The following is a 19,044-nucleotide window of genomic DNA, read 5'->3' as shown; positions in this document are numbered from 1 at the left end:
CACCTTTTAGGCGCGGCAGCTTGAAAGAGTATTAAAAATTAAGAAGCAATGACAATATAACGATACACCGCAGTTATTTACGTGACAACTGGCATCGAGGTACACTTATTGAATACATTGTTCCTCATTCAGAAAAAATAAAATCAGCCCCCCCTCTCAAGCACCTTTAATCCATCGGCCTTTGAATGACATATTCTGAATATTTACAATTAGTTTTTACGCACAATGGATTTCTAAATTTCCAAATCAATTGCATAAATTACAAACTGATATCTGCTTCCAGGCCATTTATTCCTAAACTCAAGCGTATAATGATAAAATTATTTTTCCATTTAATCTTAAAAACACCAACAAAATTAACCATCGGTTAACAACATAAAATGCATCTTAAAGTATAACGGTATCAAATTGATTCCGTCACATGCCATGCCTTCGTTTATATGTTACCTGGGAACATTTATCACATCAGCATTGCTGAAATCTAATCAGCAGTCTCTAACTCCAATACCCCCTACCCTTATTAAAAAGGGCTCCTCTCATAAAATCCAGTTTCGGGACCAAGAGTTGTCTGAATTAGACTGACCACGTCTTTTATAAAATTAAAATAAGGGATAAAATAATAGAATCATTACTGCGGTGAATATTAATTCTGAACAATAGCAGAGTTTAGCCCTAATCAATGTCTACTCAGCACAAAAAAGTCAGTAAATTCATTTTATTGACTATTAACATCCTGGTGAATGATAGCAAAAAGATCTAAAACCAAACCAGTCAGGTATGAACTACCCTTGACCTTGTAAATCTTAACAATCGGTATTTGCATTATGAAAAGTTTACTTAAATTTATTTTTTTAATCGCATCCTTATCATTAGGCCATTGCGCTTACGCACGTTGCGATCCTAATGAAACAAGCCCCAATGTTAAATTTAATCTTAATTTTGACAATGTAGTAGTACCACAGGATGCTACTCCAGGAACATTAATTGCTGAAAAAAAGGGATATCAAGCTGTTACCCCTGCTTGGGGATGCGCACCGGACTACACATTAAAAAATACATATTTAATGGGATCGGATACGGGCTTGAAATATCAATATTGTCATATCTATTCTACAAATGTTCCTGGTATCGGATATGCATTGGTGGGTGATTATAGAGGGAACGCGTCTTACGAGGTTTGCTATCAGAATGTATATATATACCCTGATACATGGATCAACCCAAATGGTGGATATTACGGTGCTCTAAGTGTCTCTATGATGCTTTTTGTAACAGGCAGTGCAAAAAGTGGTACGCTTTCTACAGGAGAATATGGACGTTTTGATTATGGACAGGAAACTATGCTTCATGGATATACTGTTTCATTAACTTCAGGAAATATATTAGCTTTATCATGTAGTCTATCAGCATCAAATATCAATGTGCCTATAGGAGATATTCCTGCCGACTCATTTAATGGGGTAGGTTCAGTCTCACCAGCAGCAGATTTTGACATAGGATTAACCTGTAATCGTGATGCTAATGTAAGTGTGATCCTTAACGGTACACATAGCAGTGAAACTTCTGACAATAGCGTTATTGCTTTATCTGATACGGGCAAACAAGCATCTGGTATAGGAGTTCAGATTCTCAATAACGGTACACCACTGGACATTGGATCTTCAGTTTCTTTAAAAAAAGTAGAAGGCAATAATCTGGCGACATTTCCTTTCTCTGCAAGGTACTATCAAACCAGTAGTAAAATTACAGCGGGAAATGCGAATACTACAGCTACATTAGATATTGTATATCAATAACGAGAATGGTGGCTGTTAATAATACATATGCGTAATTGCAAGCATTTTAATTTGCGTCTATACCTTTTTACTATAATCAGCCATTACTGACTGGTACTAATGCATCTTCCATGGGAAAACAGTGGCGATTACGACATGAACTTGCCGATAAACCTGCTAAGTTGGAATATTATCTCCCTGCTGGGGTTGATAGTTTAGCTTTCTCCAGGGATGAAGAGCATTCGCATCACTTCTACTTTTTTGCTAATGCTGGCAGCGTCATACTCTTTACGTTTCCAGCTTTCTGGTCACCGCCAGTGGCATTGCCTGTTGCCCTGCCGAGACTAGCTGGCATCTGGGGAGGAGTTATTAATTATTTTACCTTCCTGCAACAACCCTCAGGAGAAAAGGAAACCATTACCCTGCTTTACCTGCTGGCCGCCGCGGCAATGGTCGAATGCGCCCTGTCGCTGGCCGGCTTTTACTGCCCGCAATATTTGCCTTCCAAAGACGATCTATACGAATAAATAAAACCTTAGGAACAGCGTTGGAATCACTACGGATGCTGAAATCTAATCAGCGGTCGCTAACTCCACCCCCCCCTTCCCTTATTAAAAAGGGCTCATCTCATAAAATCCAGCTTCGGGACCAAGAGTTGTCTAAATTTAGACTAACTACGTCTTTTATAAATTTAAAATCCAGGGTAAAACAATATAATCATTACTGCAGTGAATATTAATTCTGAACAATAGCAGAGTTTAGCCCTAATCAATGTCTACTCAATACAAAAAAGTCAGCAAATTCAGCTTGTTGACTATTAATACCTTGGTAAATGATAGCAGGCAGTTCTAAAACCAAACCAGTCAGTTATGAATTCCCCTTGACATTGTAAATCTTAACAATAGGTATCTGCATTATGAAAAGTTTACTTAAATTTATTTTTTTAATCGCATCCTTATCATTAGGCCATTGCGCTTATGCACGTTGCGATCCTAATGAAACAAGCCCCAACGTTAAATTTAATCTTGCTTTTGACAATGTAGTAGTACCACAGGGTGCTACTCCAGGAACATTAATTGCTGAAAAAAAGGCCTCTCAAGCTGTTAGTCCTGATTGGGGATGCGTACCGGACTACACATTAAAAAACACATATTTAGTGGGAGCAGATACGGGCTTAAAATATCAATCTTGTACTATTTATTCTACAAATGTTCCTGGTATCGGGTATGCACTGCAAGGTGATCATGGAGGGGCAGCTTCTTCAAGTGGATGCTCTGACAACTCGTATCACTTTCCTGATACATGGGTAAACACAGGAGGCGGATTTTACGATGCTCTAAGTGTCTCTATGATGCTTTTTGTAACAGGCAGTGCAAAAAGTGGTACGCTTTCTACAGGGGAATATGGACGTTTTGATTATGGTCAGGAAACTATGCTTAATGGATATATTGTTTCATTAACTTCAGGAAGTGTATTAGCTTTATCATGTAATCTATCAGCATCAAATATCAATGTGCCTATAGGAGATATTCCTGCCGACTCATTTAATGGGGTAGGTTCAGTCTCACCAGCAGCAGATTTTGACATAGGATTAACCTGTAATCGTGATGCTAATGTAAGTGTGATCCTTAACGGTACACATAGCAGTGAAACTTCTGACAATAGCGTTATTGCTTTATCTGATACGGGCAAACAAGCATCTGGCATAGGAGTTCAGATTCTCAATAACGGTACACCACTGGACATTGGCACTTCAGTTTCTTTAAAAAAAATAGAAGGTAATAATCTGGCGACATTTCCTTTCTCTGCAAGGTACTATCAAACCAGTAGTAAAATTACAGCGGGAAACGCGAATACTACAGCCACATTAGATATTATATATCAATAACCAGAATGCTGGCCTTTAATTATACAGATAGACAGGAGCCAAGATGAGGTCGCTTCATCTTCATTCGCTCGGCAGTAATTTCCCATACTGCTTTTTCAAGATCAAACTCACTCCAGAAGGCCCCCGAAGCTCGCCGGTGCGAACATCAGTAAGGCTCAGTAGACGCGCGGCAAGAACAACCAGCGGGCTTACTGAATAAATTGAGTGAGCTTTAAAGAAGGTGGGTAACTCCTCGACAGTAAGGAAGGGATAATGTTTTGATTCATGCCCTGACATCGCGCTGGTGAGATCTGCAGCAGGATTGTATTCCGCACGGCCGGTAACGATGGCGTAACGAAAGACTTCACTGCAGCGCTGACGAACCTTCCTGGCCTTCTCTGTCGCGCCACGGCTTTCCATTCGACGCAGCACATTAAGCAGAACCAGCGGTTTGATTTCATTCACCGGCTGTTGGCCGATATAGGGGAAAATATCTTTATTGAAGGCTTCGATAATGTCGGAGACATAACCCTCTGACCATCGGCTCACCTTCGTTCCGTGCCATTCAAGCGCCACAGCCTGAAATGTATTATTGAGCCGCACATCCCGAACCAGCTTTTCTTCTTTCCTGGCGAAAGACAGATCGATGCCCTCGGCCAGTTTTTTCTTGGCTTCATCGCGCAGTGCCCTCGCTTGTGCAAGGGACACTGCTGGATAGACTCCAAAAGCCATACGCTTCTCTTTTCCATTGAAGCGATATTTCATCCACCACTATCTGGAACCAGAAGGAGCAACCTCAAGATACAAACCAGCTCCGTCTACCAACTTACAGACTTCCTCTTTGGGTTGAGCAGCATCTACCTGGCGCGCGTTAAGCTTAGTTGAGAGCATCTTCCTGGAGCGAACACAGAATGCTCCCACTTATAACTTGATTCCGGTTGAGTCCATTTGATAACAGAATACAAGATACGGGACAGAAACCGGAATATATGGGCTTTAATTTGATTTATGCAAACCTGGTAAAACTTAGATGGTGCCGATAATAGGAGTCGAACCTACGACCTTCGCATTACGAATGCGCTGCTCTACCAACTGAGCTATATCGGCGTTGTAGCGGGGTTCACGAGCGTGAACAACGGTGTAAAAGGGTAGGAAAAAGTGGGTGATGCGTCAATGCCCTTTCGGTTTAAGCGGCCATTTTTGCATCACCCACAGGTCAGTTACGCACGAATTGTATCGTCGCCAAAACCGATCCACTTGTAGGTCGTTAACGCTTCGAGGCCCATCGGGCCACGGGCGTGCAGCTTCTGGGTGCTCACCGCAACTTCCGCGCCAAGACCAAACTGGGCGCCGTCGGTAAAGCGGGTGGACGCGTTGACATACACCGCTGAAGAATCCACTTCATTGATAAAGCGGTTTGCATTGCGCAGCGTGCGGGTCAGGATGGCGTCCGAATGCTGGGTGCCGTGGGCGCGAATGTGATCGATTGCCCCATCGAGATCGGCGACGATCTTCACGTTCAGATCCAGCGATAAAAACTCGTCGTCATACTCCTCCGGTTTCACCGCCACTACCTTCGCCGGGCCTGCCTGTAACAGCGTCAGCGCCTGAGCATCGGCATGCAGCGTTACGCCGCGCTCCGCCATCCTGTTGCTCAGCGCTGGCAGGAAGCGTTCCGCCACCGCCTGATGCACCAGCAGCGTCTCCACCGTGTTGCAGGTGCTGGGGCGCTGGGTTTTCGCGTTGACGATGATATCGATAGCCGGCGCGAACTCGGCGCTGTCATCAACGAAAATATGGCAGACGCCGATCCCGCCGGTGATCACCGGAATGGTGGACTGCTCGCGGCACAGCTTGTGCAGCCCTGCCCCGCCGCGCGGGATCAGCATGTCGATGTATTTATCCATGCGCAGCATCTCATTCACCAGTGCGCGGTCCGGGCTTTCAATCGCCTGCACGGCGGCGGCGGGCAGGCCGCACTCCACCAGCGCCTGCTGGATGACCTTCACCGTGGCGGCGTTAGTGCGCCAGGTCTCTTTCCCACCGCGCAGAATGGCGGCGTTGCCGGTTTTCAGGCACAAAGAGGCGACGTCAACGGTGACGTTCGGGCGCGCTTCATAAATCACGCCGATAACCCCGAGCGGTACGCGGCGGCGTTCGATGCGCAGGCCGCTGTCGAGCAGCCCACCGTCGATCACCTGCCCTACCGGGTCGGCGAGATTGCAGACCTGACGCACGTCGGCGGCGATGGCGCTCAGACGCGCCGGGGTGAGCAGCAGTCGGTCGAGCAAGGCGTCGCTCAGACCGTTATCGCGCGCTTCGCTGACGTCCTGCTGGTTAGCGCTCAGAATGCTTTGCGACTGCGCTTCCAGATAATCAGCGATTTTCTCCAGCACGCGATTTTTCTCGCGGCTGGAGAGCAGCGCGAGCTGATACGAGGCGGCTTTTGCCGCATTGCCCATTTGTTCAAGCATGGCCGGCTCCTTAGCGGGTAATCATGTCGTCGCGGTGAACGGCGACCGGGCCATACTCATAGCCCAGCACGGTGCCGATATCCTGCGAGTGTTGGCCGGCGATACGGCGCAGGGCGTCGCTGTTATAGCGGCTGACGCCGTGGGCGATGTCGCGCCCGTCGAGGCGGCGAATACGGATCACTTCGCCACGCGAGAAGTTACCGCTGACCTCTTTGATGCCTTTTGGCAGCAGCGAGCTGCCTTTCTCCAGAATCGCTGCGCTGGCCCCTTCGTCAACGGTAATTTCACCTGCGGGCGGTGCGCCAAAGATCCAGCGTTTGCGATTCTCCAGCGGCGTTTGCTGGGCGTGGAAGCGGGTGCCGACCGGCACGCCGTTCATCACGTCGCCGATAACGCCGGGCTTGCTGCCGGCAGCGATGATGGTGTCGATCCCGGCGCGGCAGGCGACGTCGGCGGCCTGCAGTTTGGTGCCCATGCCGCCGGTGCCTAATCCGGACACGCTGTCGCCGGCGATGGCGCGCAGCGCGTCGTCGATGCCGCGCACGTCGGCGATCAGTTCCGCCTGGGGATTGGTGCGCGGGTCGGCGGTGAACAGCCCCTGCTGGTCGGTGAGCAGCAGCAGTTTGTCGGCTCCGGCAAGAATTGCGGCCAGCGCCGACAGGTTATCGTTGTCGCCGACTTTAATCTCGGCGGTTGCCACGGCGTCGTTTTCGTTGATGACCGGTACGATATGGTTATCGAGCAGCGCGCGCAGCGTATCGCGGGCGTTAAGGAAGCGCTCGCGATCTTCCATATCGGCGCGGGTCAACAGCATCTGCCCGACGTGAATGCCATAGATGGAGAACAGCTGCTCCCAGAGCTGGATCAGGCGGCTCTGCCCTACTGCGGCCAGCAGCTGCTTGGAGGCGATGGTTGCCGGCAGTTCCGGGTAGCCCAGGTGCTCACGCCCGGCGGCAATCGCCCCGGAGGTGACGATAACGATGCGGTGCCCGGCGGCGTGCAGCTGCGCGCACTGACGCACCAGCTCCACGATATGGGCGCGGTTAAGTTTGCGGGAACCCCCGGTTAACACGCTGGTACCCAGTTTTACGACCAGCGTCTGGCTGTCACTCATGATTTTTTGCCGTTCAACGAAAAGAAAAAGTTATACCAGTGAACGTTGTAACAGGAGTCGCGGCCCTTGCCAACAGGCGCTGTAAAAAGGGCAAATGAGGTTGTGCAGGATCAGCAAGCGTAGCGGTGTATGTTGACATTTAAATGACAGAATCAAATAAACACGATTATTTAAAATTTTTCTTATCGTGTAATAAAACCTTCATCCCGGAACGATAAAACCCTCCATGTTTTTTCACGGGACCAAACGTCCTGAGAATATTAAGCGCGATCTATCAACTGGGATTGAAAATGAAAAAGAGCACTCTGGCATTAGTGGTAATGAGCGTCGTCGCTTCCGCTTCGGTTCACGCAGCAGAAGTTTATAATAAAAACGGCAATAAGCTGGACGTTTACGGCAAAGTGAAAGCTCAGCATTATTTCAGCGACAATGACGGCTCCGATGGCGATAACACCTACGTCCGTTTCGGTTTCAAAGGCGAAACCCAGATTAACAGCGAACTGACCGGTTTCGGTCGCTGGGAAGCAGAGTTCTCTGGTAACCAGGCAGAAAGCGATTCCACGCAGAAAACCCGTCTGGCCTTTGCCGGTCTGAAATGGGCGCAGTTCGGTTCTATCGACTACGGTCGTAACCTCGGCGTGCTTTATGACACGGCTGCATGGACCGATATGTTCCCGGAATTCGGCGGTGACTCTCTGACCCGTACCGATAACTTTATGACCAAGCGCTCTACTGGCCTGGCGACTTACCGCAATACTGATTTCTTCGGCGCGGTTGACGGCCTGGATATGACCCTGCAATACCAGGGCAAGAACGACGATCGTTCAACCGTGAAACAGAACGGTGACGGCTTCGGTGCTTCACTCTCTTATGACTTTGGCGGCAGCGATTTCGCCATCAGCGGTGCTTACGCGAAATCCGATCGTACTGAAGAGCAAAACACGATGGCACTGGGCCGCGGCGACAACGCTGAAGCCTGGGTAACCGGCGTGAAATACGATGCGAATGACCTGTACATGGCCGCCATGTACGGCGTATCGAACAATATGACCCCAATTTCATCTTCTCTGGGCTTTGCTAATAAAGCAGAGAACTTCGAAGCTGTTATTCAGTACCAGTTCGACTTCGGTCTGCGCCCGTCCCTGGGTTACGTGCTGTCTAAAGGCAAAGATATCGAAGGCGGCGTGGGCAACGAAGATCTGGTTAACTACATCGATGTTGGCGTGACTTACTACTTCAACAAAAACATGTCTGCGATGGTGGATTACAAAATCAACCAGATCGACAGCGACAACCAGCTGGGCATCAACGACGACGACGTCGTGGCTGTGGGCGTGACCTATCAGTTCTAATCGGTACCCAACAAAAAAGCCCTGCAATGCAGGGCTTTTTTATCTCTGAACGCCACGCGGCGCGCTAAACACGCCGGGGGATAGCCTGTCAGGCGGAGAGTTTTACCGGCTTCTCGGCAAAATCATCGGCAGGCTCCAGGTCCAGCTCAAGGGTCGCCAGCAGGGCACGCAGCCGTTCGTGGAAACCGCGCAGCGTCTGCTCCAGCTTGTCGTTAACCTCTTTATCCTTGATCGCGGTGGGCTGCCAGATACCCTCTTTGTCGAACAGACCAAAATGATAGGTATAGGTAAAACGCTTCTCCTGCGCTTCCAGCTCCATCCACCAGCCCCAGAACTCACGCTTCTCCGGCGCTGGCTTTACGTTTACGCAAACCGCCAGGCAATCGAAAAAGAATCGGTTATCTTCACACTGCTCTTCCCGAATATACGGGCCAAGCGCAGTGAACTTCTTAATCAATCTGCTTTTTGGGTGTCCACTCGGTAACGTCATTGCGATCTCCTTTTATGAAGCCACTGTTTTACCAGACCAATGAAATTTAGCAATCCATTAACGCAATCTATGGCCGATCCAGTCGGTAATTTCCTGTAGCGCGCGGTCAAAATTGCGGTACACCGGATTAAACGGTATCTCCAGCAGTTTGCCGTCGGCAGATGACGAGGTGATTAAACGCGACTCCTCCGGCGGGCTGAAGGGATCGTTTTTCCAGTAGCCGGAAAGCATCGGCGTCGGGCAGCGGCGACCCAGCAGCCCCTGGGTTTTCAGCGAATAGCGGTTGAGTTCGACGCGCAGCGCATTATCCGAAGCGTCATACATCCCAAGACGACTGGCGAGCACGTCCATATACATCTCCGGCACCTTATCCTGCCGGGCAGTATCGCTCAGCAGATGATGCACGACCGGCCCAAGGCAGGCGACGGCTTTCAGGCGCGGGGATTCGAGGTAAGCCAGCCGTACCGCGACGTTGGCCCCGAAGCGAAAACCGAACGCCGCGACGCGGGTGTGATCCACCCAGGGAATGTTCGGCAAGGCCTGCAGCACGTGCTGGTGCAGCTGGCTGGAGTCCTGGGTCAGCTTCCATTTTGAAGAGAAACCCACCGAGGGCATGTCGATGGTGAGCATGGCGATGCCCGCCGGCGCGAGGTAGCGCTCAAACAGGGTATGGTAGTCGCTCTGCAGCGCGTCCAGGCCGCCGCACACCAGCACCGTGGGATGCGGGCCATCGCTGCCCTTCGGCAGATGCAGGAAGCCGGTGATGGGGCTGCCGCCGGGAACCGGGAACTCCAGCTCGCGCAGCTCACCCGCCAGGCGCGGGGCGGCTTCCTCATAAGCTTTGTTGGCCAGCACCTGAGCCTGTTCGGCCAGGTCATCGCCTTTGAGATGCGGATAGGCGGCAATGCTGTAAAGGTTGGCGGCCATCAGCCAGTCACGCCCTTTTTGCAGCTCGTCCTGAGCACTGCTGGCGCGCTGCTGCCAGAGCATCGCCTGTTTCGACCACTCGTAAATCCAGTTGCCGCTGCGGTAGCCGATGACGGTATCAAACAGCTCATCGTCGGTGCGATCCGTCTGGCTGGCGGCGATGCGCGCCTGCACTTCGAGGATTTCACGCGGATCGACGCCGCGCCATACCCACATCAGGCGGTTGATCATGCGATACCAGTGCGGCACGTTTTTGCCGTCGAGCGCCGACTGTACGGCCAGCCCCTGATGGTGCTGAACGCGGCGGACGAGGGTGGAGGTTTCAGGGTGTTTGAAACGCGGTTTAAACAGGGTCTCGCTGAGGTTAGCCTGGGTCATCGTGCTTTCACTCCATTACAAGCTCACGAATCGTTATTGTAACTTCACCCGCGCTAAATAAAACAAACGCCCGGACAAAGCCGGGCGTTATTTACAACTTTATACGATTAGCGGCCTGACAGCGGCGGCACGAAGACCACGCCCATGTCCCACGGCTGCTCAATCCAGGTGTCCTGCGGAATGTCGATCACGTAGTCGTCCACCAGCGGGCGGCCAGCCGGCTTGGCGAAAATAGTGACGAAGTGCGCTTTCGGGTACATTTCGCGGATAGCGACCGCGGTGCCGCCGGTATCGACCAGATCGTCAATTACGATAAAGCCTTCACCGTCGCCTTCCGCACGCTTAAGCACGGTCAGCTCGCGCTGGTTATCGTGGTCGTAGCTGGAGATGCATACGGTATCGACATGGCGAATACCCAGTTCACGCGCCAGCAGCGCGCCCGGCACCAGTCCACCGCGGCTGACGGCGATAATGCCTTTCCACTGCTCGGAGGGCATCAGGCGGCTTGCCAGTTTGCGTGCATGGATCTGCAACATATCCCAGGTGACGACGTATTTTTCGCTCATGTGAAGTGTCCCGGCCTGTTAAAAAACGGCGTAAAAAGTGTTCAAGGGGGAATTGGTTGCGCGAGATTATAGAGATCTGACGCGCTAAAAACCAGTGTTGAGCGGCGGCGGCTATGGATTTTACGCCTGCGGGACTATCCCTCGCAGCGAAAAATGGTATTCTCGACTTCACCATCCTGGGCCGAATAACGCCCGTGTTTATCTGCTAAACCTGTGACCCGTCGCTAATTTGCCCGGTCTACCTCAAGGAGACTTAACGTGTCTGAACTGTCTCAGCTCTCGCCGCAGCCGCTGTGGGATATTTTTGCCAAAATCTGCTCCATTCCGCACCCGTCTTACCATGAAGAAGAACTCGCAAACCACATCATGGGCTGGGTGCAGGAAAAAGGGCTGCACGCCGAGCGCGACCAGGTTGGCAACATCCTGATCCGCAAACCTGCGACCGCAGGCATGGAAAACCGCAAAGCGGTCGTGCTGCAGGCGCACCTTGATATGGTGCCGCAGAAAAACAACGACACCGTGCACGACTTCACTAAAGACCCGATTCAGCCGTGGATTGACGGCGAGTGGGTGAAAGCGCGCGGCACCACGCTGGGTGCGGATAACGGCATTGGTATGGCGTCCGCGCTCGCGGTGCTGGCTGACGACAGCGTCGAGCACGGTCCGCTGGAAGTGCTGCTGACCATGACCGAAGAAGCTGGCATGGACGGTGCGTTTGGTCTGCAGGCTGGCTGGCTGCAGGCAGACATCCTGATCAACACCGACTCTGAAGAAGAGGGTGAGATCTACATGGGCTGCGCGGGCGGGATTGATTTCATCTCTACCCTGGCGCTGCAGCGCGAAGCGGTTCCGGCCGGTTTCCAGACTTTCAAACTGACCCTGAAAGGACTGAAAGGCGGCCACTCCGGCGGTGATATTCACCTCGGTCTGGGTAACGCCAACAAGCTGCTGGCGCGCTTCCTGGCAGGCCACGCCGCGGAGCTGGATCTGCGCCTGGTGGATTTCAACGGCGGCACCCTGCGCAATGCCATTCCGCGTGAAGCCTTTGCTACCGTGGCCGTGGCTGCTGATAAAGCCCAGAGCCTGAAAACCCTGGCAGAGGACTATCTGGCGATCCTGAAAAACGAACTGGCGGAAAAAGAGAAAAACCTGACCGTGGTGCTGGAAGCGGCGCAGAGCGATCGCGCTGCACTGACCGCCGCGTCACGCGATGCGTTTGTTCAGCTGCTGAACGCGACGCCGAACGGCGTGATCCGCAACTCAGACGTAGCGAAAGGCGTGGTGGAAACCTCCCTGAACGTCGGTGTGGTGACCATGGACGAGCAGAATGCGCAGATTATCTGCCTGATCCGCTCGCTGATCGACAGCGGTAAAGAGTACGTGGTGAGCATGCTGGAGTCCCTCGGCGCGCTGGCCGGTGCACAGACCGATGCCAAAGGCAGCTACCCTGGCTGGCAGCCGGACGCCAGTTCACCGGTGATGGCGCTGGTGCGCGAAACTTACCAGCGTCTGTTCGACAAAACGCCGAACATTCAGGTGATCCACGCGGGTCTGGAATGCGGGCTGTTCAAAAAGCCGTACCCGGAGATGGACATGGTTTCCATCGGGCCGACCATCACCGGTCCCCACTCCCCGGACGAGCAGGTGCACATTGAAAGCGTGGGCCACTACTGGACCCTGCTGACCGCGCTGCTGAAAGCTATTCCGGCGAAATAAGCGCGTTGGCTACGACGAAGGGCGGGGAGATCCCCGCCCTTTTTTATTTTTACTTCCGGGTGTGCGGGCGCTTACCTGCCTGGTAAGCACATTTTAAAGCCCCAGCAGCAGCTGACGTTCGATTTGCGGGTCGAGCAGCGTAACGTGTAACCCCACCAGCCGCACCCCGCGCCCGCCGCGCCGTTCGTCCCAGGTCTTACGCGCTGTCGCGATGAGATCGTCCTTATTCAGCTTTGGCCAGACGTGCTCCTGGGTGGTTTGCTGGAAATCATTGAACTTGAGCTTCACCCCCTGACGGGCAATCAGCAGGTCGGGCTTAACGTTGCGCAGACGACGCTCCAGCTCGGGGTAAAGCTGCTGCTCGATAATCGCTTCACACTGCGCCCATTCATGAATATCTTCCGCCAGGGTACGTTCGACACCCACCGATTTACGCTGCCGCTCGCTGCTAATTTCGCGTTCGTCGATGCCCTGACTGCGCTCCCACAATACCCGGCCAAACTTACCAAAGCGCTTGAGCAACTGTGCCAGGTCGCTGTTCTGCACGTCCTCACAGGTACGCAGCCCCATCGTCTCAAGCTTACCGGCGGAGACTTTACCGACGCCGGGGATTTTGCTCAGCGGCAGCGTTTTTAAAAAGTCGGGCACGGCATCGGGGGTAATCACGTACTGGCCGTTGGGCTTGTTGAGATCCGAGGCGATTTTGGCAAGAAACTTCACCGGCGCGATGCCCGCCGAGGCGGTCAGTCCGGTTTCGTTATAAATAGTGGCGCGGATCTGCTGGGCCATAAGCGTTGCCGAGCCGTGGCAGTGCACGCTGTCGGTGACGTCGAGATAGGCTTCATCAAGCGAGAGCGGTTCAATCAGGGAGGTATAGCGGGAAAAGATATCGCGGATTTGCGCCGAGGCTTCTTTATAGGCATCGAAACGGCCCGGCAGCAGCGTCAGGTGCGGGCAGAGCTTTAGCGCGGTGGCGGTGGGCATGGCGCTGCGCACGCCGAATTTACGCGCCGGGTAGTTGGCGGTGCTGATCACCCCGCGCCGCTCGCGGCTACCGCCGATAGCCAATGGAATATCGCGCAGGGCTGGATTATCGCGCATCTCTACCGCCGCGAAAAAGCAGTCCATATCAACGTGAATGATTTTACGCATACCCTACCCTCACCTTTACTGGATAAGTATACAGGCAAACGCGTTTAAATAAGAAGCGCCGGATTATGCCCGCTTCTGGCTGGCCAAAATCGTCCAGAAATAGAATATGACCGCCGCGTCTTTTATTCCCCGGAAATAGCGCGCGTTAAGAACTAACTCATTCATTCTTTGTTGCTTTTTTTATGACTAAAAACGCCAGCCCGGCGCTGAAAATGTCATTTGCCCAGGGTATAACTATGCCCGGCAATGAAAACATCTGTTCCGGCTGTTGCGAAAATCTTCATTGCTGCTAATGTGAGCGCTCCATTACAGAATTGTCTGATTCTGGGTCTCTCTTGCCGTCCCGGCAGTGGTTTCAGCTTTATCAAGGAAATAAGCAGTATGCGTAAAATCGCATTATTCATTGCGATGCTTCTCATCCCGTGCGTGTCATTTGCCGCGCTGACCGGAAGCAACAGTTCAGCTTCATCGCTTAGTAAAGAATATAAACAGCAGCTTATGGGCTCGCCGGTTTATGTTCAGATCTTTAAAGAAGAGCGCACCCTTGAGCTTTACGTGAAGATGGGCGAGCAGTATCAACTGCTGGACAGTTTCCGCATCTGCAATTATTCCGGTGGGCTTGGCCCGAAACAGCGCCAGGGCGATTTTAAAAGCCCGGAAGGGTTTTACAGCGTCCAGCGCAACCAGCTCAAGCCGGACAGCCGTTTCTATAAAGCGATTAATATCGGCTTCCCGAACGCCTATGATCGCGCCCACGGCTACCAGGGTAACTACCTGATGATCCACGGGGCCTGTGTGTCAGTAGGCTGCTACGCCATGACCGATTCCGGGATTGATGAGATTTTCCAGTATGTCACCGCCGCGCTGATCTTCGGTCAGCCGCAGGTTCAGGTGAGCATCTATCCGTTCCGCATGACCGATGCCAATATGGCGCGGCACAAGTACTCCTACTACAGCGACTTCTGGAAACAGCTGAAGCCGGGCTACGACTACTTCGTGCAGACCCGCCAGCCGCCGGTAGTATCGGTGTCGCCGGAAGGCCGCTACGTGGTCAGTAAACCGCTTGCCAGCACGCCGGTGCACCCGCAGCTGGTGTCAAACTACGCGCTCCCCAAGACAGAATAACGCCCACTCGCCTGGCATAATCTTTTGCCAGGTTTCGTTGCCCGTCAGGGGCTGCGTGGCAATCACAGTGACCACATCGTTCGGTGTGGTCTCCTGCACAAAATCAATCTCCACATCCTGATCCAGCAGCGTGGCTTTGCCAAACGGCGCGCGGCGGGTGATCCAGAACAGATTCGTTGAACAGAACGCCATCACGTAGCGCCCGTCGGACAGCAGCATATTGAACACGCCTTTTTCGCGCAGCTGCGCGGCAAGCGTGGCGATAAAGCGAAACACGCTGTCCATTTTTGCCGGGGTACGCGGATAGCGCTGGGTCAGCTGATGCAGCAGCCAGCAGAATGCTTTTTCGCTGTCGGTCTCGCCCACCGGGCGGAACTGACCGGTTTGCAGGCTGCGGTAGCCGCTGAGCTGCCCGTTGTGGGCGTAGGTCCAGTTACGGCCCCACAGCTCGCGGGTAAAGGGATGGGTATTTTCCAGCGCCACCATGCCGCGATTCGCCTGGCGAATGTGGGCGATCACCGAGCAGGATTTGATCGGGTACTCCTGCACCAGCCTGGCGATGGGGGAATTGAAACTCGGCTGCGGATCTTTGAAGGTGCGGCAGCCTTTGCCTTCATAGAAGGTGATGCCCCAGCCATCTTTGTGCGGCCCGGTGCCGCCGCCACGCTGAACGAGGCCGGTAAAGCTAAAGCAGATATCGGTTGGCACGTTGGCGCTCATCCCGAGCAATTCGCACATAGTTCACCTCATAAGGCATCCGCACAGGGCAGCATCAATACACCGCCCGGCGTCAGCATGACCAACAGATGAGCCTTATCAGGCTTTGACCATCTCTTTTTCAATCAGCTGGATCAGGATGTGGATCACTTTGATGTGAATCTCCTGAATACGGTCTGCATAACCAAAGTGTGGCACACGAATTTCGATGTCGGCGCTGCCCGCCATTTTGCCACCGTCTTTCCCGGTCAGGGTGATGACCTTCATGCCTTTGGCACGCGCGGCTTCAATGGCTTTGATCACGTTGCCGGAGTTGCCGGAGGTGGAGATACCCAGCAGCACGTCGCCTTCACGGCCCACTGCTTCCACATAGCGCGAGAACACGTAGTCATACCCAAAGTCGTTGCTGACACAGGAGATATGGCTGACGTCCGAGATAGCAATCGCCGGATAGCCCGGACGGTTTTCGCGGTAGCGCCCGGTCAGCTCTTCCGCGAAATGCATCGCATCGCAGTGTGAACCGCCGTTCCCGCAGGAGAGCACTTTCCCGCCCGCTTTGAAGCTGTCTGCCAGCAGTACGGCCGCACGCTGGATGGCGTGGATGTTGGCTTCATCTTTCAGGAAGTTAGCCAGCGTTTCTGCGGCTTCATTCAGCTCGTTACGAATAAGATCCTGGTACATGAGGATATCCTTCAGCATTAAAAATAGAGTCCGGGCAAGTGTACCGGATAGCGTCCTGAGCGAGAAGCGCTACGCCTGCCGCCGCACCGCAGTTTTGCCTTTCCGTGCGGCAACAATGTGAACCAGGTTGTAATTATTTTGTGAACACATTGCTAAAGAACATAACATCCACTACAACCATATCATCACAAGTGGTCAGACCTCCTACAAGCAAGGGAGCTTTTCGTTATGATGATGTTGAGTATCGTTGCCACCATCGCGCTGATCGGTGTGCTCTTTTACCATCGCGTCGGCCTGCTGCTCAGCAGCGCCATTCTGCTGACGTGGACCGCGGCGCTGGGCTTCGCCGGACTCTGGTCGCTGTGGGTATTGATCCCGGTGGCGATCCTGCTGGTGCCGTTCAACGTCGCCCCGCTGCGCAAATCACTGTTCTCTGCCCCGGCATTCCGCAGCTTCCGTAAAGTGATGCCGCCGATGTCGCGTACCGAGAAAGAGGCCATTGACGCCGGGACCACCTGGTGGGAAGGCGATCTGTTCCGCGGCAACCCTGACTGGCAGAAACTGCACAATTACCCGCAGCCAACGCTGACCGCGGAAGAGCAGGCCTTTATCGATGGCCCGGTAGAAGAAGCCTGCCGCATGGCGAATGATTTCCAGATCACCCATGAGATGGCGGACCTGCCGCCGGAGCTGTGGGCGTATCTGAAAGAGCACCGCTTCTTTGCGATGATTATCAAGAAAGAGTACGGCGGGCTGGAGTTTTCCGCTTACGCCCAGGCGCGCGTGCTGCAGAAGCTGGCCGGGGTATCGGGCATTCTGGCGATTACCGTCGGCGTACCGAACTCGTTAGGGCCGGGTGAACTGCTGCAACACTATGGCACCCAGGAGCAAAAGGATCATTACCTGCCGCGTCTGGCGCGTGGCCAGGAGATCCCCTGCTTCGCACTCACCAGCCCGGAAGCCGGCTCCGATGCGGGCGCTATTCCTGATACCGGTGTGGTGTGCATGGGCGAGTGGCAGGGTCAGCAGGTGCTGGGCATGCGTCTGACCTGGAACAAACGCTACATCACCCTGGCGCCTATCGCCACCGTGCTGGGGCTGGCGTTCAAGCTCTCCGATCCTGACCATCTGTTAGGCGATGATGCCGAGCCGGGCATTACCTGCGCGCTGATCCCGACCAACACCCCGGGCGTGGAGATCGGTAAACGCCACTTCCCGCTTAACGTGCCGTTCCAGAACGGTCCAACCCGCGGCAATGACATCTTCGTCCCGATTGATTACATCATCGGCGGCCCGAAAATGGCCGGCCAGGGCTGGCGTATGCTGGTGGAATGCCTCTCTGTTGGCCGCGGTATCACCCTGCCGTCCAACTCTACCGGCAGCCTGAAATCCATTGCGCTGGCAACCGGGGCCTATGCCCATATCCGCCGCCAGTTTAAAGTTTCCATCGGTAAGATGGAGGGTATCGAAGAGCCGCTGGCACGCATTGCGGGCAACGCTTACGTGATGGACGCGGCGGCCTCGCTGATCACCTACGGCATTATGCTCGGCGAAAAACCGGCTGTGCTGTCGGCTATCGTGAAGTATCACTGTACCCACCGCGGCCAGCAGTCAATTATTGATGCAATGGATATCGCCGGCGGGAAAGGCATCATGCTCGGCGAGTCCAACTTCCTCGCGCGGGCCTATCAGGGCGCACCGATCGCCATTACCGTGGAAGGGGCGAATATCCTGACCCGCACCATGATGATCTTCGGTCAGGGCGCTATTCGCTGCCATCCCTATGTGCTGGAAGAGATGGCCGCGGCGCAAAGCAACGATCTCAATGCCTTCGACCAGTTGCTGTTCAGCCATATCGGCCACGTAGGCAGCAACATGATGCGCAGCTTCTGGCTCGGGTTGACCAACGGCCTGACCAGCCGCTCCCCGACCCGGGATGCGACGCGCCGCTACTACCAGCACATCAACCGCGTCAGCGCCAACCTTGCACTGATGTCGGACATTTCGATGGCGGTGCTCGGCGGCAGCCTGAAACGCCGCGAGCGCATCTCGGCGCGCCTCGGTGATGTGCTGAGCCAGCTCTATCTGGCGTCGGCCGCGCTGAAGCGTTACGAGGACGAAGGCCGTCACGAAGCGGATCTGCCGCTGGTGCACTGGGGCGTGCAGGATGCGCTGCATCAGGCCGAGCAGGCGCTGGACGACCTGCTGCGTAACTTCCCGAATGGAGGTGTGGCAGGGCTGATGCGTCTGGTGATCTTCCCGCTCGGCCGTCGCTTTACCGCGCCGTCGGATAAGCTCGACCACCAGCTGGCGAAAATCATTCAGACGCCGTGCGCTACCCGCTCACGCATTGGTCGCGGTCAGTATCTGACGCCGAGCGAACATAATGCGATGGGGCTGCTGGAAGCCGCGCTGGCAGATGTGATGGCCGCCGAACCCATCCACGTGCGTATCTGCAAAGAGCTGGGTAAAAATCTGCCGTTCACCCGCCTGGATGCGCTGGCGAACGACGCGATGGCGAAAGGGTTCATTACCCAGGAGGAGGCCAACGTGTTGATCAAAGCCGAGGAGAGCCGTCTGCGCAGCATTAACGTCGACGAGTTTGACTTTGATGCGCTGGCGACCCAGCCGGTAAAGCCGCAGGCTGAGGTTCGCGCTATCGAAGCCGCGTAATTCCTCACCCGACTAGCCTCAAACCCCGCCTGGTGCG

Annotated in this window: 15 protein-coding genes, 1 tRNA gene and 1 pseudogene; 7 read left to right on the top strand and 10 right to left on the bottom strand. The window is 53.7% G+C overall.

Annotated elements, in window-relative coordinates; genetic code table 11:
* Nucleotides 1-824 precede the first annotated feature (824 nt).
* The 3 genes from KFZ77_RS04175 to KFZ77_RS04165 all read left to right on the top strand — a co-directional run bounded on the left by KFZ77_RS04175 (nt 825) and on the right by KFZ77_RS04165 (nt 3,663).
* Nucleotides 825-1,796: a fimbrial protein gene (locus tag KFZ77_RS04175; RefSeq protein WP_264385513.1), complete on the top strand. Its 972-nt coding sequence runs from the start codon at nt 825-827 to the stop codon at nt 1,794-1,796.
* 110 nt (nt 1,797-1,906) lie between these two features.
* On the top strand, nt 1,907-2,302 hold the full coding sequence (locus tag KFZ77_RS04170) for a hypothetical protein (protein ID WP_264385512.1): 396 nt from the start codon (nt 1,907-1,909) through the stop codon (nt 2,300-2,302).
* A gap of 389 nt (nt 2,303-2,691) precedes the next feature.
* Nucleotides 2,692-3,663, top strand: coding sequence for a fimbrial protein (locus tag KFZ77_RS04165; protein WP_264385511.1), 972 nt, complete (start codon nt 2,692-2,694; stop codon nt 3,661-3,663).
* A gap of 40 nt (nt 3,664-3,703) precedes the next feature.
* Here KFZ77_RS04165 and KFZ77_RS04160 read toward each other — a convergent pair.
* The 4 genes and pseudogenes from KFZ77_RS04160 to proB form a co-directional block, all read right to left on the bottom strand.
* Nucleotides 3,704-4,533: pseudogene (locus KFZ77_RS04160) on the bottom strand (tyrosine-type recombinase/integrase); the annotation flags it as partial.
* A gap of 140 nt (nt 4,534-4,673) precedes the next feature.
* Nucleotides 4,674-4,749: transfer RNA gene (locus KFZ77_RS04155), tRNA-Thr, on the bottom strand.
* 113 nt (nt 4,750-4,862) lie between these two features.
* Nucleotides 4,863-6,116: a glutamate-5-semialdehyde dehydrogenase gene (proA, locus tag KFZ77_RS04150; protein ID WP_264385510.1), complete on the bottom strand. Its 1,254-nt coding sequence runs from the start codon at nt 6,114-6,116 to the stop codon at nt 4,863-4,865.
* A gap of 10 nt (nt 6,117-6,126) precedes the next feature.
* Entirely contained in the window at nt 6,127-7,230 is a 1,104-nt protein-coding gene (gene proB / locus KFZ77_RS04145) for a glutamate 5-kinase (protein ID WP_031524133.1), read from the bottom strand.
* Nucleotides 7,231-7,520: 290 nt separating this feature from the next.
* On the opposite strand from proB, the gene phoE reads away from it, so the two are divergent.
* Entirely contained in the window at nt 7,521-8,582 is a 1,062-nt protein-coding gene (phoE, locus tag KFZ77_RS04140) for a phosphoporin PhoE (RefSeq protein WP_031524132.1), read from the top strand.
* 88 nt (nt 8,583-8,670) lie between these two features.
* Here the strand turns inward: phoE and crl are convergent, their stop codons facing one another.
* The 3 genes from crl to gpt form a co-directional block, all read right to left on the bottom strand.
* On the bottom strand, nt 8,671-9,072 hold the full coding sequence (crl, locus tag KFZ77_RS04135; protein WP_031524131.1) for a sigma factor-binding protein Crl: 402 nt from the start codon (nt 9,070-9,072) through the stop codon (nt 8,671-8,673).
* 57 nt (nt 9,073-9,129) lie between these two features.
* Nucleotides 9,130-10,377: an esterase FrsA gene (gene frsA / locus KFZ77_RS04130; RefSeq protein ID WP_031524130.1), complete on the bottom strand. Its 1,248-nt coding sequence runs from the start codon at nt 10,375-10,377 to the stop codon at nt 9,130-9,132.
* 107 nt (nt 10,378-10,484) lie between these two features.
* Complete coding sequence (gene gpt, locus KFZ77_RS04125) at nt 10,485-10,943, bottom strand: xanthine phosphoribosyltransferase (protein ID WP_031524129.1); 459 nt, start codon at nt 10,941-10,943, stop codon at nt 10,485-10,487.
* A 258-nt stretch (nt 10,944-11,201) separates the two neighbouring features.
* Here gpt and pepD point away from each other — a divergent pair, with 258 nt between their 5' ends.
* A complete protein-coding gene (gene pepD / locus KFZ77_RS04120) occupies nt 11,202-12,659 on the top strand; it encodes a cytosol nonspecific dipeptidase (RefSeq protein WP_264385509.1) in 1,458 nt (485 codons plus the stop codon).
* 93 nt (nt 12,660-12,752) lie between these two features.
* Here the strand turns inward: pepD and dinB are convergent, their stop codons facing one another.
* A complete protein-coding gene (gene dinB / locus KFZ77_RS04115; protein WP_264385508.1) occupies nt 12,753-13,811 on the bottom strand; it encodes a DNA polymerase IV in 1,059 nt (352 codons plus the stop codon).
* Between the two features lie 381 nt (nt 13,812-14,192).
* Between dinB and dpaA the strand changes: the two genes are divergently transcribed.
* Entirely contained in the window at nt 14,193-14,936 is a 744-nt protein-coding gene (gene dpaA / locus KFZ77_RS04110) for a peptidoglycan meso-diaminopimelic acid protein amidase (protein ID WP_031524124.1), read from the top strand.
* On the opposite strand, the gene KFZ77_RS04105 is transcribed toward dpaA, so the two are convergent.
* Both KFZ77_RS04105 and lpcA read right to left on the bottom strand, forming a co-directional pair.
* Complete coding sequence (locus KFZ77_RS04105) at nt 14,907-15,674, bottom strand: class II glutamine amidotransferase (RefSeq protein ID WP_031524122.1); 768 nt, start codon at nt 15,672-15,674, stop codon at nt 14,907-14,909. The genes dpaA and KFZ77_RS04105 overlap by 30 nt on opposite strands.
* Nucleotides 15,675-15,752: 78 nt before the next feature.
* Nucleotides 15,753-16,334, bottom strand: coding sequence for a D-sedoheptulose 7-phosphate isomerase (gene lpcA / locus KFZ77_RS04100; protein ID WP_031524120.1), 582 nt, complete (start codon nt 16,332-16,334; stop codon nt 15,753-15,755).
* A 228-nt stretch (nt 16,335-16,562) separates the two neighbouring features.
* Between lpcA and fadE the strand changes: the two genes are divergently transcribed.
* Nucleotides 16,563-19,007 carry an acyl-CoA dehydrogenase FadE gene (fadE, locus tag KFZ77_RS04095; RefSeq protein ID WP_035891687.1) on the top strand — a complete coding sequence of 815 codons (2,445 nt, stop codon included), beginning with the start codon at nt 16,563-16,565 and terminating at the stop codon, nt 19,005-19,007.
* Nucleotides 19,008-19,044 lie beyond the last annotated feature (37 nt).

Origin of the sequence: Siccibacter colletis, assembly GCF_025914095.1 — a bacterium.
Lineage (GTDB): Bacteria > Pseudomonadota > Gammaproteobacteria > Enterobacterales > Enterobacteriaceae > Siccibacter > Siccibacter colletis.
This window is presented reverse-complemented; position numbering and strand designations above follow the sequence as displayed.